The 13,172-nt window shown below is 65.2% G+C and carries 11 protein-coding genes; 1 reads left to right on the top strand and 10 read right to left on the bottom strand.

Annotated features, from left to right (window positions below; all coding sequences use genetic code 11):
- Positions 1–60: 60 nt before the first annotated feature.
- The 10 genes from KA184_20020 to KA184_19975 all read right to left on the bottom strand — a co-directional run bounded on the left by KA184_20020 (position 61) and on the right by KA184_19975 (position 10,837).
- Positions 61–693 carry a DUF3299 domain-containing protein gene (locus KA184_20020; GenBank protein MBP8131871.1) on the bottom strand — a complete coding sequence of 211 codons (633 nt, stop codon included), beginning with the start codon at positions 691–693 and terminating at the stop codon, positions 61–63.
- Between the two features lie 16 nt (positions 694–709).
- Positions 710–2,032 carry an ABC transporter permease gene (locus KA184_20015; protein MBP8131870.1) on the bottom strand — a complete coding sequence of 441 codons (1,323 nt, stop codon included), beginning with the start codon at positions 2,030–2,032 and terminating at the stop codon, positions 710–712.
- Positions 2,029–2,694: an ABC transporter ATP-binding protein gene (locus tag KA184_20010; protein ID MBP8131869.1), complete on the bottom strand. Its 666-nt coding sequence runs from the start codon at positions 2,692–2,694 to the stop codon at positions 2,029–2,031. The genes KA184_20015 and KA184_20010 overlap by 4 nt, the downstream gene beginning before the upstream one ends.
- Before the next feature lie 170 nt (positions 2,695–2,864).
- Positions 2,865–3,893 (bottom strand): ATP-binding cassette domain-containing protein, encoded by a 1,029-nt coding sequence (locus tag KA184_20005; protein ID MBP8131868.1) that lies wholly within the window; start codon positions 3,891–3,893, stop codon positions 2,865–2,867.
- Positions 3,890–4,864, bottom strand: coding sequence for an ABC transporter ATP-binding protein (locus tag KA184_20000; GenBank protein MBP8131867.1), 975 nt, complete (start codon positions 4,862–4,864; stop codon positions 3,890–3,892). Before KA184_20000 ends, KA184_20005 begins: the two co-directional genes overlap by 4 nt.
- Before the next feature lie 44 nt (positions 4,865–4,908).
- Complete coding sequence (locus KA184_19995) at positions 4,909–5,598, bottom strand: hypothetical protein (GenBank protein ID MBP8131866.1); 690 nt, start codon at positions 5,596–5,598, stop codon at positions 4,909–4,911.
- A 17-nt stretch (positions 5,599–5,615) separates the two neighbouring features.
- Positions 5,616–6,500 (bottom strand): ABC transporter permease subunit, encoded by an 885-nt coding sequence (locus KA184_19990; GenBank protein MBP8131865.1) that lies wholly within the window; start codon positions 6,498–6,500, stop codon positions 5,616–5,618.
- Positions 6,501–6,513: 13 nt separating this feature from the next.
- The gene (locus KA184_19985; protein MBP8131864.1) at positions 6,514–7,431 is read right to left on the bottom strand and encodes an ABC transporter permease; all 918 of its coding nucleotides are present in this window, start codon (positions 7,429–7,431) and stop codon (positions 6,514–6,516) included.
- Positions 7,432–7,433: 2 nt separating this feature from the next.
- On the bottom strand, positions 7,434–9,074 hold the full coding sequence (locus tag KA184_19980; GenBank protein ID MBP8131863.1) for a peptide ABC transporter substrate-binding protein: 1,641 nt from the start codon (positions 9,072–9,074) through the stop codon (positions 7,434–7,436).
- 83 nt (positions 9,075–9,157) lie between these two features.
- Positions 9,158–10,837: an AMP-binding protein gene (locus KA184_19975; GenBank protein ID MBP8131862.1), complete on the bottom strand. Its 1,680-nt coding sequence runs from the start codon at positions 10,835–10,837 to the stop codon at positions 9,158–9,160.
- A gap of 317 nt (positions 10,838–11,154) precedes the next feature.
- On the opposite strand from KA184_19975, the gene KA184_19970 reads away from it, so the two are divergent.
- The coding region (locus tag KA184_19970; GenBank protein MBP8131861.1) for an extracellular solute-binding protein at positions 11,155–13,172 on the top strand (2,018 nt) is incomplete at its 3' end.

Below are 13,172 nucleotides of genomic sequence, written 5' to 3'. Positions count from 1 at the left end.
GAAAGCAGGAACCGGCGGTGCGGGGAGGGGGCCCGGGTTTTGTTCGTGGCTGCGGCCGGCCTATTGCGACGAGGGGGGTTCGTAGCCTTCGACGAGGTCGGGTTGGGCTTTTTCCTGCATATGGTCCGGGGTGAAATGTCTCGTATCGATGCGTTGCTCGGTGAGTGGCCCGTCTTCCTTGCCCGCGGTTAATACGGCGTCTTCGATAACGTAGAAGAATTTCGCGTCTGAGCCTTCCTGGAGTTTCAGCGTGCCGCTGATGAGAACGGGTTCCTTGAAGCGGTTCGTCGTGGTCCCTTCGGCCATCTGGACGAGCACCACGTCCTCGCGCGGGGGCATCTGGCAGAAATAGCATTCGATCGGCAGAGGCAGCAGGAGGAAATCGGTCATATCGCGATAGCGGTCGATGGCTACCATGAAGCCCACGATGTCGATGGGCGTCCCGTTACGCGCCTTGAGATCTTCCTTGAAGCCGGGACCGTCGCGGCGCGACCAGCTCGTCTCGCGCACAAGCTTCCAGTTGAGGAGCTTGTAGCCGCGGGCCGCCCGCTCTTCTTCCGCCTGCAGGCGCACGCGAGTGTAATGCTCGACGCTCCGGCCCAGGCTGAACATGTAATTGGCGAAAAGGGCCACGAGCAGTATGAGAATGATGCTTGCGAGGATGGCGAGGTCGCGTTTTGCCCGTCTACGCACGGTCTCCGATGTCTCCTTATGCTCGCGCGAGGTCGCGCGCCACGTCCGTCCGGTAAGCCTGCCAGGCCGGCAGGATGCCCGCGATCAACCCGACCAAGAGGATGATGCAGTAGGCGTTCAGCGCGTCGCGGGCGAGCGTGAACGCGCCGATGCTCATGCCGTAGCGGGTGCTCAGGAACATACTCAGGCCATAAGTGGCCGCACCGCCGAGCAGCCAGCCCGCACCGATGCCCAGCAGCGTGACCCAGAAGGCCTCGATCAGGATGGCGCCGAAAATCTCGTAGGCGGACGCGCCAAGGGCGCGCATGATAGCGAGGTCGCGCCGGCGCTGCAAGATGGACAGGTACAGCCCGATGAGAATCGAAAGCGCGGACACCACCACGACGAGATACCCCACGGCAAGCAGGACGGTTTTCGCCGTGCTGAGCAATTGGTCGTAGAGCTTCTCGATTACCTGAATGGGAATGTCCGCCGCCGCATTGTAGTTGCGGTTCACGAGGTCCTTGAAGGTGAAGCGGTCGGCGGGGCTGTCCAATTGCACGAGCACGGCAGTCACTTGGTCCGCGGCCTGCGCGTGTTCGTGCGCGTGTTCGTCGGGTTCGGCCTGCGCCTGGCCGTCGTGGGCGGTTTCGTCCGCGGCGTGCCATTCGGGGAAATCGCCGGTGTCGCCGTGTATCTGCCACACGGAATGGATGTCCGCAAAAAGGGCGCGATCATTGGGGGAATTCGATGGCGCGAGAACCCCGACGACCGTGTAGGGCGAGTCGGCGTGGCTGTGACCGCCCACCTGTTCGAGCAGGCTTTCGGACAACTCGATGAACCCGTGCGTGCCGACGACCTGGTCGCCGGGCTTGAGACCCGTAGTGCGCGCCACGTGTGCGCCGATCACGAGTTCCATTGGCGCGGCGAAGTTGCGCCCCTGGGCGAACGCGAGCACGGGCGACCGTTCTTCCGTGCGCACGTCGAGACGGGTGTGTTCCAAGTAGGCGCTGGTGGTCCCGACGATGGGGTAGCCTTCGTAACTGTCGCCGATGCCAATGGGGAACGCGGCATGGACGAGCGGTTCTTTGCGCAGTTCCTCGTACACATCCAGCCCGATGTTGCCGGGGGGGCGGTCCATGAAATAGACGGCGCACAGGACCAGTTGCAGCGCACTGCCTTTCGCGCCCACGACGATATCGAAGGTCTGGCCTTCTTCCTCGAAACGCTTGCGCGTTTCGTCGCGCAGCGTCAGGACGGCGGTGATCAGGGCGACGCCGAGCGCAACCGAGAGCATGGTGAGGATGGTCGTCAGCTTTCGGTGCCAGAGATAGGTCCACGCCATGTGCCACAGACTCATGGGCGGGCCTCCTCGCGGATGAGCGGCGTGCAATCAAAACGGTGGGGCAGCCTGTCCGCGAGTTCCCGGTCGTGGGTGACCAGCAGGAAGGTGACCTTGGTTTCGACGCAGACGTCAAGCAGCAGGTCCATGACCGAGGCGGCGTTCTTCGGGTCGAGGCTGCCCGTTGGCTCGTCCGCGACGATGATTTTCGGGCGGTTGGCCAGCGCCCGCGCAATGGCGACCCGTTGCTGTTCGCCCACGCTCATGGTGTCTGGTTTGCTGTGGAGACGGTGCTCGAGGCCCACGCGCGCGAGCAGTTGACGGGCGCGCGGCTTCCACTCGGACGCGGGGATGTTGTCGCTGAAGCGCATGGCGAGCAGCACGTTCTGCAGCGCGGTGAATGGCGCGAGAAGATTAAACGTCTGGAAAACAAACCCGAACCGCTCGCCCCGGAAATGGTCCATGGCCGCGTCGCCCAGGTTGTGGGTTTCGACGCCGTCGACAAGGATGCGCCCGCTGTCCGGTGTCAGCAGTCCGCTGATCAGGTTGAGCATCGTGCTCTTGCCGCAGCCGCTCGGCCCCCAGAGCGCCATGTGCGCGCCCGACGGCGCATGGAAATGCTCGCAGGCGAACATCACGCCCGGGCCCAGGCGGCGTTGGCATTGTTCGAGGGTAATCATGTGCGGCGGGGCGCCACCCGTATTTCACGCCGCGGCGCACAGCCGCCGCAGCGTACTGCTGCAAGAACATTTGAAGCGCATTCTAACTACCATGGCAAAGCCAGTCAATCAAGACGATATTGCGCGACAGCCCGACTCAGGTTGCGCTCCGCTCTTGTCCCTGCGTGTCGCTACGCGTCCCCATGCCTCGGTTGCCCGCCGTCGATACTGTCCAAGCGAAAGCAGGCCGCCTGCCGGCCCGGGCGGCGCTCTTCCAGACCGGGCCGCGCGGCGCTGCACTCTTCCGCCGCATAGGGGCAGCGCGGGTGAAAGGGGCATCCCTTGGGCGGGTGCAAGGGCGAAGGCGGCTCGCCGGGCAGCAGCACGCGCCGGCGCGCGGCCTCGCGGTCCGGGTCGGGGTGGGGAATGGCGCTGACGAGCGCGCGGGTATACGGATGGACCGGTTCGCGAAACACGGCCTCGGCCTCGCCCGACTCGACGATGTGGCCCAGGTACATCACGGCGATGCGCTGCGCCAGGTACTTGACCACGGCGAGGTCGTGCGAGATTAGGACCATGGTCAAGCGGTCTTCGCGGCACAGGCCCTGGAGCAGGTTGAGAATCTGCGCCTGCACGGACACGTCGAGCGCCGACACCGGTTCGTCGGCGAAGATGAGCCGGGGCCGCAGCGCGAGCGCGCGCGCGATTGCGATACGCTGGCGCTGCCCTCCGGAGAATTCGTGCGGATACTTGCGCACAAACCGCCGCGCAAGGCCGACGCGTTCCATGATCGCCGCCACTTCGGCCGCGATATCCGTGCGCGGGACGAGTCCGTGCGCGCGCAGCGGTTCCGCCAATGCGTCGAAGACCGTCATGCGCGGGTTCAGCGAGGCATAGGGGTCCTGGAAGACCATCTGCAGCCGGGGCCGCAGCACGCGCAATCGACGCGGCGGTACCGCGGCGAGGTCGTCGCCTTCGAAGAGGACGCGGCCTTCCGTAACGGGCACGAGCCTCAGGACCGCCCTCGCGAGCGTCGTCTTGCCGCACCCCGATTCGCCGACAATGCCGACCACTTCGGCTTCCTGTATCGCGAGGGAGACATCGTCGACGGCTTTGACCACGGGCCGGGCCCCGGAATCGGACAAACGCCGCGCGCTCCGGCGTGCCTGCACGGGGAAATGGACCTTCAGGCGCTCGATTTGCAGCAGCGGCGCAGTCATAGTTCGCCTCGTTGCGCGCGCGCGCAGGCGGCGGCGTGGCCCGGCGCAATCTCCTGCAACGGGCAGGGCGTTTCGCCGCACGCGGGCACGGCGTGGCGGCAGCGCGGCGCGAACGCACAGCCCGCAATGGGGCGCGTAAGGTCCGGCGGCAACCCGGGTATGGTGTAGAGGCTTTGGGACCGCGCCTGCACCGCGGGCATGGACGCGAGCAGCGCATGTGTGTACGGATGCCGCGCGTCATAGAAGATATCGCGCGTAGACCCCGACTCGACGATACGCCCCGCGTACATGACCAGGACGCGGTCGCAGTTGCCCGCGATCACGCCCATGTCGTGCGTGACGAGGATCATGGCCATGCCCATGTTGCGCTGCAGGTCCTTGATCAGCGTGAGGATCTGGGCCTGGACCGTTACGTCGAGGGCGGTGGTGGGTTCATCCGCGATGAGCAGTTGCGGATGCGTGATCAGGGCCATGGCGATCATGACGCGCTGGCGCATGCCGCCGGAGAATTCGTGGGGATAGGCGCGCATCCGGTCGGGCGCGTCCTGGATGCCCACCGCTTCGAGCATGGTTACAGCCCGCGCGCGGGCGTCGCGCCGGGACGCGCGTTCGTGCAGCAGCACCGGCTCAACAATTTGATGCCCGATACGCATGAAGGGGTTCAAGCCCGTCATGGGATCCTGGAAAATCATGGAGACGCGCTTCCCGCGCACCGCGCGCAGGGATGCCGCGCCGCAGGCGACCAGGTCGATGCCGTCGAAGCGGGCGCTGCCAGTCTCGATGCGCCCGGGCGGGGTGGGGATCAGCCCGAGCAGGGAGTAATTAAGGACGGACTTGCCGCAGCCCGATTCACCCACGATGCCGACGGTCTCGCCCGGCGCGACCTCAAAGGAGACGCCGTCCACCGCGCGCACGACGCCCTCGCGCGTGTGGAAATAGGTTCGCAGGTTATCGACGGTCAGTAACGCCATTTCTTCCGTGGCATGGGCGTCCCGCCCACGCTCCCGTTTTCCGCTTACTCCCTTGCCCTGTTCCCCCCGCGGTGACCTTCATCTTGTGCCATTTCCAGCGCTTTCGTGTCCAGTTTGCGCGTGTATGCGGCCCATTCGCGCGCGGCGTCCGCGTTGCCGCGCCAGACCGTGAAATGGCACGCGGGCGCGCCAGCTGGAATGGTGCTGTCGAACCGGGCCTGGAATCCGAGGCCCGGAAACTTCTCCTCGGCCGCGTCGATCATGCCCTGGACAAAATACCGCTGCACGCGGCAGTCAAACGCGCCGTAGGTATCCTGATGCGGGCACCAGAGGATGTCGAAATCGGCTTCCGTGTCGCTCTTGACACGCGGCGCTTCAAGACTCGCGTAAACGATACGGTTGATAATCGTCGTGTAGAAGCTGATAAACGTGATGGGTGGCAAGTCTTCGGGGATCGCCGCGTCCTGGAGGATTTGCCGGCCCACATCCAACCCCACTTCGCGCAGCGCCTCTGCGGCGGTCTCCTGGCCCGCCTTTCCGAAACGGCGCTCCACCGCCTGGAGCATCCGCAGCACGGCCATGGCCTGCGTCGTGCCCCACTGCCACAGTACGGCCGGGTCGAAGTCGGTTTTCGCCAGCACTTCTTCGCGCAGGCGCCTCAAGCCCTTTGCATAGGGCTGGCCGAAACGGCACGCGCGCCATGCCGGTTCGTCACGATGTTCCCAATGAGCCATGATGAGTCCTCATAGCGTTAGTCCCGGGACATGCGCGGGTCGAGGGCGTCGCGCAGGCCGTCTCCGAAGAAATTCAGGGCGAACAGCGTCGCGGACAGCGCGGCGCTGGGAAACACGAGCATCCACCAGAACGGTTCCATCGTTTCGACGCCTTCCTTGATCAGGAGTCCCCAGGAACTCATGGGTGGCTGCACGCCCAGGCCCAGGAAGCTCAGGAACGCCTCGAGGATCATGACGTTCGGGATCGTGAGCGTCGTGTACACGATGACCGGGCCGAGCACGTTCGGGATCAGGTGCCGCAGCAGGATGCGCCGCCGCCGCAGGCCCATGACGACCGCCGCCTCGATGAATTCCTTTTCTTTCAGCGACAGAATCTGTCCGCGCACGATCCGGGCCATGGTCAGCCATTCGACCGCACCGATGGCGAGGAACAGGAGCACGAAGTTCCGCCCGAAATAGACCATGAGAATGATCACGGTGATGGTGAACGGCAGCGCGTAGAGCACATCGACGATGCGCATCATGAACGCATCGGCGCGCCCGCCGAGAAACCCCGCAATCGCGCCGTACAGCACCCCAATCACGAGGGAGACGGCCGTCGCCGCGATGCCGACCAGGAGCGACACGCGGCCGCCGTGCAGCACGCGCGTGAGCAGGTCGCGGCCGAGCAGGTCCGTGCCGAGCCAGTGCGCGGCGCAGGGCGCGACGGCGCCGAGTTCGCGGTCCTGCTGGTCGTAGTCGTACGGCGAGCACCACGGGCCTATGACGGAGACGAGAAGGACCACGGCGCTGACGCACGCGCCGAACACGGCGAGGCGGTTCTTCTTCAGCCGCCAGCAGGCGTCTTTCCACAGCGACGTGCCCTGCTCGACGTCGCCGTTCTGTATCGTGTTCCGCAACATGCGCATGTTCCCCTCAGGCCCGCCGCACGCGCGGATCGAGCCACGCCTGCAGGATGTCCGCCGCCAGATTCAAGAGCAGGACAAACACGGCGTAGATGAGCACCGTGCCCATGATCAGCGGGTAGTCACGGTTGAAAGCCGCCCCGACGAAGTCGCGGCCCAGCCCCGGTATCCAGAAAATAGTCTCAACGACGAACGAGCCGGTGAGCAGGCGCGCCGTAGCCGGGCCGAGAAACGCGACCACGGGCTGCACGCCGCCGCGGAGGCCGTGTTTGAGCACGACTCGCGACTCGCGCAGGCCCTTTGCGCGCGCCGTGCGGATGTAGTCCTGCGACAGCACTTCGAGCATGCCGCCGCGCGTCAGGCGCGCGATGTAGGCCGCGTAGACGGCGCCCAGCGTGAGCGACGGCAGGATTTTGTCCGCGGGATGTTCCCATCCCATGACGGGGAGCCAGGCCAACGTTTCGGAGAACACGAGCAGCAGCAGGGGGCCGAGCACGAAACTGGGCAGGCAAATGCCGAGCATGGCGAGCGACATGGGCGCGTGGTCAAGCCAGCTATTGGGTTTCAGCGACGCGAGCAGCCCCGCGCCGAGGCCGATGCCTAGCGCGACGAGCAGCGCGTACGCGCCGAGTTCGAGCGAGACGGGCAGACGCAACAGAATGAGTTCGGATACGGTGTAACTGGGTTTGGAGAAGGAGACACCGAGGTCGCCGCGCAGCAGCCCGGCCATGTAATCCAGGTATTGACGGTACATGGGCGCGTTCAGGTTGTAATGGTCCTTGAGCCGTTCGAGCACCTCCGGCTGCACCTGGCGCTCCGCGTCGAACGGGCCGCCCGGCGCCAGCCGCACGAGAAAGAACGTGATCGTGGCGACGGCCAACAGCGTCGGGACCAATTCAAGCAGCCGGTGTGCGAGGAAGCGCGTCATGTTTACGAAGGCTCCCCCGCCAGCGACACTTGGGTCCAGCGGATGTATCCGAGGAGGTTGGGCTCAATTCCCAGGACCTCGGGCCGCTTGAGGTATTTCCGCGAATAGAAGTAGATGGGGATCAACGGCGCGTCATCGAGCAGCACGGCCTCGGCCTCTTGCAGCAGTTCCAGCCGCTTCGGCGCGTCCGCTTCCGCGTAGGCCGCGTGGATCAGCGTGTCGAATTCCGCTGACGCATAACCGGTCCGGTTGTTGCCGCAATCGCTCAGGAAGCACTCGAGGAAGTTTACGGGGTCCACCACGTCGCCGATCCAGCCGGAGCGCGCCACCGAGTAGTTCAGCGTGTTGGTCGAGTCCAGGTAGACTTTCCAGTCTTGGTTGAGCAGGCGCGCGTCCGCGTGCAGGTGCTCCTTCCACATCTGCTGGACCGCCTCCGCGATGAGTTTGTGCGCCTCGCTCGTGTTGTAGAGGATGTCGATGGGCGGCAGGCCTCGCCCGTCGGGGTAGCCCGCTTCGGCGAGCAGCGCGCGCGCCTGTTCCGGGTCGAACGGCACTTGGTAGCGGCACGTGTAGCCCCTGGTGTCCGGAGGCGTATAGCAGGATGCGGGCACTTCGCCGCCGCGCGTGACATTGCGCGTGATCGCCTCGCGGTCGAGCGCCATGGCGAAGGCCTGGCGCACGCGTTTGTCGGTGAACGGCGGACGGGTCACGTTGATGCGGTAGTAGTACGTGCCGAGGTACGGATGCAGCACGATGCGGTGCGGGTCGCGCTCGCTATACAGGCGCACCTTGTGCAGCGGCACGTCGTCGGTCATGTCCAGTTGCCCGCTGCGGAACGCCCGCTCCTGTGTCCAGAGGTTGTCGATGGCGTAGAAGTCGATCCCGTCGAGCCGGACCGCCTCCCGGTTCCAATAGCAGGGATTCCGGCGCACGCGAATCACCGAGTTCGGCGTCCACTCGGTCAGGAGGTACGGGCCGTTGCCCACATGGTTGCCCGCGCGGGTCCAGCGCGTGCTGCGCTCGTCCCTTCGGCCGAATCGCTCGATGGTGGCGCGGTGCACGGGCATGTAGGCCTGGTGCGTCTGCATTCCGAGGAAATAGGGCGTGGGGTGTTCGAGCGTCACCTCGAGCGTATGCGGGTCCGGGACCTTCACGCCGACGGCGCCGAAATCCGTCAAGGTTCCTTCGTTATAGGGCTTGGCGTTCTTGATGCAATGCAGGAAATAGGCGTAATCCGCCGCCAGGTTCGGCGAAAGGATGCGGTTCCAGGAGTAATGGAAATCCTCAGCCGTCAAGGGGTCGCCGTTCGACCAGCGCGCGTCAGGGCGCAAATGAAACGTGTAGACGAGCCCGTCCGGCGCGAGTTCCCACGCCGCGGCCACGCCCGGCTCCGGTTCCAGCGTGCTCGGGTTCAGGTTCACGAGCCCCTCGAACAGCGTACACAGCGTCCGGTGTTCCGTAATGCCGGAGACCATATGCGGGTCGAGGTCCTGCACCTCGGCGGCGTTCCCCACATGCAGGATGACCGCGTGCGGCGCGTCGGGGCTTCGCCCGCAACTGGCCAGTCCGGTTATCAGGCCGATGGCCGACGCGAGCAGCGGCACATACCGCAGGGCGGGGAAGAAGACGTGTATTGCGCGCATGTTCTCGCTGTTCCGTGACGGCGTTCCGCCAACGGGCGCCATTATATCCAGGTGCAGGCCTGGCTGCGGGAAAAAGGAGTGGCTCAGATTTCTTTCCTGTCGGAGGTTTCCGCGTCGAAGACCGTTGCCAGGATGTGCAGCCGCTCGCGCGCCAGTTCGCGCAGGCGGTATTTCTGGATTTTCGCGCTGGCGGTCATCGGGAAGTCGTCGATGAAGAAGACGTGCTGCGGGACCTTGTAGCGGGCGATCCGCTCGCGGGCGAACGCGCGCACGTCGTCTTCCGTAAAAGTAGCGCCGTCTTTGCGCTTGATGAATGCGCCCGCGACTTCGCCGAAGCGTTCGTCCGGCACGCCGACCACGGCGACTTCCTCGACACCGGGCAGCGCGTATAGAAATTCCTCGATTTCGCGCGGATAGATGTTCTCGCCGCCGCGGATGATCATGTCTTTCGAGCGCCCGACGACCCGGTAGTAGCCGTGTTCGTCGCAGGTGGCGAGGTCGCCGGTGTGCAACCAGCCATCGGGGTCGACGGCGGCGGCGGTCGCCTCGGGCATGTTGTAGTAGCCCTTCATGACATTGTAGCCGCGGCAGCACAGTTCGCCGGTTTCATTCGAGCCGAGCGTCTCGCCGGTTTCGGGGTCGGTGATCTTCACCTCGATTTCCGGTTGCGCCGTGCCGACCGTGGCGACGCGCCGCTCGAGGGTGTCGTCCGTGCGGGTCTGGGTAATGACCGGCGAGCCCTCGGTCAGCCCGTACGCGATGGTGATCTCGGAGCAGTGCATTTCGCTGACGACGCGGCGCATCGTCTCGGTGGGGCACGGCGCGCCGGCCATGATGCCCGTGCGCAAGGACGACAGGTCATACGCGCCGAAGGAAGGATGGTTCAATTCCGCTATGAACATGGTGGGCACGCCGTACAGCGCGGTGCACTTCTCTTTGGCTACGGCGGCCAATGCGCGCTCGGGGTCGAACTGTTCGAGCATGACAAGCGTCCCGCCGTGCGTGAGCACGGCCAGCACGCCGAGCACGCAGCCGAAACAATGGAACAGCGGCACCGGCACGCACACCCGGTCCGCCGGGCCGAGCCGTTGCCGTTCACCGATGTAATACCCATTGTTGAGGATGTTCCGGTGCGTGAGCATGACGCCCTTCGGGAACCCTGTCGTGCCCGACGTGTACTGCATGTTCACCACGTCCTGATTGGACACGGCGGCCTTGGCCTCGGCCAGCGCGGAGTCCGGGAAACCGCCGCCCAGCGCCAGGAGCGCATCCACGGTGAGCATGCCTGCGTGTTCTTCCGGCCCGAGGAAGAACACGTGCTTGAGCCGCGGGAAATGCTCGCACTGCAGGTGACCGGGCGGGCACGTCCGCAGTTGCGGCATCAGCGTGTACACGGTTTCCGCATAGTCGAGGTCGCGGTAGCTCTGGATGAGGGCCAGCGCCTTCATGTCGGATTGTTTCACAACGTAGGCGAGCTCGTGGGCCTTGTAAGCCGTATTGACCGTGACGAGCACGGCGCCGATCTTTGCCGTGGCGAACAGGAACGTGAGCCAGTCCGGCACATTGCAGGCCCAGATGCCCACATGGTCGCCCCGCCCGATGCCGGTGGCGAGCAGCCCCTTCGCCAGGCGGTCGACGCGCGCGTCGAACGCGGCATAGGTCCAGCGCAGGCCAAGATCAGGATATACAATGAACTCTTGGTCCGGAGCGCGGCGCGCCTGCTCCTCAAAGAACGCCCCGATAGTCGATTCTGTAAACAGCATGGGTTCAGAACTCCTCGACTCAACATCACGCTTCCGTGTCGCGCAAATAATACGGGTTTGCCGGGGAGGAGTCGAGCAGCGCGGGCAAGCGCTCGGGCCGAAAGGACCAAAACGACTGAAGGAACAAAAACGACTGGTGCCGCCCCCTGCATACCCGCGGGCCTGTGTGCCTGCCACCGGGTTCCCGGAAATGGGGCCGGGCGCGGGCGGAAACGCCTGTCCCGCTTGGGTCCATTGCGCGTTCCGGCCCAGCCATTGACAGACCGCGCGGACGTGTGGTCTTATCGGGAGTTTGAGGAACAGCAGGGAGGCGCCGGGTGCGCGGACGCTTTCTTCGAACACACGGGCGATTCCGGCCGCCGAGGCGGGCAACGGCGCCGGGGCATGGCTTGCCATGGCTGGCCACGCTGGCGTTGGGCGCGGCCGCATGGCTGGGCGGTCCCGCCGTCGCGGAGGATGCCGCCGAACCCGTCACGCTGTATTTTTGGGGCAATGAACTCGACATCTTTGTCCCGGAGGTGCTGCGGGACTTCGAGGCGAGCCACGACGGGACCGGCGGCAGGCCGCGGATTCACGTGGTGATGGGTCAATCGGCCACGGTGAACAAGACGGACGACCCGCAGCGGCTGTTGTGCGCCGTGGCGGGGGGCGACCCGCCGGATGTCGTGTGGTTCGACCGCTTTGCCGTGGGCGAATGGGCCGCGCGCGGGGCGTTCCTGTGCCTGCAGGACCTCTATGAGCGCGACCTGGTTGAAGCGGCGAATGACCCGTATACGTTTCGGCAGGAGCAGTTCTTTGAGCCGTGCTGGCAGGAGTCGATGTACAACGGCCGGCTGTACGGCATTCCTTCCGACACGGACAACCGGGCCCTCTATTACAACAAGAGCCTCTTGCGCAAGTACGCGCGCGAATTGATTGCGGCGGGCTGCGTCGATGAGGCGGGGCAGGTGGCGCCGCCGCGCACTTGGGCGCAACTCGAAGCCGCGGCGCGGATTATGACGGAGCGGGACGCAGCCGGGAAGCTTGTGCAGGTCGGGTTTATCCCCAATTACGGCAATTCGTGGCTGTACATTTACGGCTGGCTCAACGGCGCGGCGTACATGAGCGGGGACGGCCGCCGGTGCCTGCTGAACGCGCCGGAAGTCGTCGAAGGCCTGGCGTACATGACCCATCTGTACGATGTCATCGGCGGCGCGAAGGACGCGGAAGCGTTCCGCTCGACGCTGCAGACCGGGGACCTCGACCCGTTTCTTTCGGGCAAGGTGGCGATGAAGATAGACGGCGACTTTTTCCTGCCGGTCATTGCGGGACAGAAGCGGGACCTCGATTTCGGCGTGGCGCCCGCGCCCGCGCCCGGGGGCTGGTTTGCCGACAAGCCCCGGTTCGGCTGGTGCGGCGGCTGGGCCTACGTGGTCCCGGCCACGGCGCGCCATCCCGAGGAAGCCTGGCTGCTCATCAAATACCTGGTATCGCAGCGGGCGTACCGCATCCGGAGCGACGTGGAATGCCAGATGGCGCGCGCGGCGGGCAACGTGTTCATGCCGCGCATGAGCAGCCGCAAGGACGTGACGCAGTGGGCGATGGAGCATTACCTCTACAGTGAGCCGGCGGTTGAGGAGAAGTTCAAGGCGGCCATGCGCACGTACATCGACATCTTGCCGGTGTCGAAGTACCGGCCCGTGACGGCGGTGGGCCAGTTGTTGTGGAATGAACACATCCGCGCCATGGAAGCGGGCATCTACAAGCGTTTCGATGCCCAGGACATTCACCGGAATGCGCAGCATGCGCTGGACCTGGGCGCGGCGCGGGTGCAGCGCGAATTAGACCGGGTCGTCTATCCGGTTCCGTATCCGGAATTGCGCTGGCGGCCGGTACTCGGCGTCTATGGAGGCGTTCTGCTCTGCGTCGCGTGCGGCATGGTCTGGCACTTCCGGCGGCGCATGCACGCCCGGGGCTATTTCCGGCGCGAGTATTACGCGGGCTACCTTTTCGCTTCGCCCTGGTTCCTCGGGTTTGTCGTCTTTGGCGGCGGCCCGCTGGTGTTCTCGCTGCTCATCAGTTTCTGCCAATACGACGTCCTTTCGCCGCCGCAATTCGTCGGGCTCGCCAATTACGCGCACATGTTCGAAGACCCGCTCTTCTACAAGTCCCTTTGGAACACGGTATTCATGGCCCTGGCGGTGCCGATTGGGTTGACGCTCACCCTCGGCATCGCGCTCCTGCTCAACCTCGAGGTTCGCGGCATCGCCTGGTACCGGACCCTGTTCTATCTGCCGGCGATCATGCCCGCCGTGGCCGCGTCCCTGCTCTGGATCTGGATCTTCAATCCGCAGGA

This window comes from Candidatus Hydrogenedentota bacterium (assembly GCA_018005585.1).
GTDB lineage: Bacteria > Hydrogenedentota > Hydrogenedentia > Hydrogenedentales > JAGMZX01 > JAGMZX01.
Note: the sequence above shows the minus strand (reverse complement) of the source record. Positions and strands in the feature narration are given on the sequence as shown.

What these genes read in the sequence shown, in the direction of transcription:
- KA184_20015 (MBP8131870.1), bottom strand. Translation starts at nt 2,032, where the DNA reads ATGAGTCTGTGGCACATGGCGTGGACCTATCTCTGGCACCGAAAGCTG.
- KA184_20010 (MBP8131869.1), bottom strand. Translation starts at nt 2,694, where the DNA reads ATGATTACCCTCGAACAATGCCAACGCCGCCTGGGCCCGGGCGTGATG.
- KA184_20005 (MBP8131868.1), bottom strand. Translation starts at nt 3,893, where the DNA reads ATGACTGCGCCGCTGCTGCAAATCGAGCGCCTGAAGGTCCATTTCCCC.
- KA184_20000 (MBP8131867.1), bottom strand. Translation starts at nt 4,864, where the DNA reads ATGGCGTTACTGACCGTCGATAACCTGCGAACCTATTTCCACACGCGC.
- KA184_19995 (MBP8131866.1), bottom strand. Translation starts at nt 5,598, where the DNA reads ATGGCTCATTGGGAACATCGTGACGAACCGGCATGGCGCGCGTGCCGT.
- KA184_19990 (MBP8131865.1), bottom strand. Translation starts at nt 6,500, where the DNA reads ATGTTGCGGAACACGATACAGAACGGCGACGTCGAGCAGGGCACGTCG.
- KA184_19985 (MBP8131864.1), bottom strand. Translation starts at nt 7,431, where the DNA reads ATGACGCGCTTCCTCGCACACCGGCTGCTTGAATTGGTCCCGACGCTG.
- KA184_19980 (MBP8131863.1), bottom strand. Translation starts at nt 9,074, where the DNA reads ATGCGCGCAATACACGTCTTCTTCCCCGCCCTGCGGTATGTGCCGCTG.
- KA184_19975 (MBP8131862.1), bottom strand. Translation starts at nt 10,837, where the DNA reads ATGCTGTTTACAGAATCGACTATCGGGGCGTTCTTTGAGGAGCAGGCG.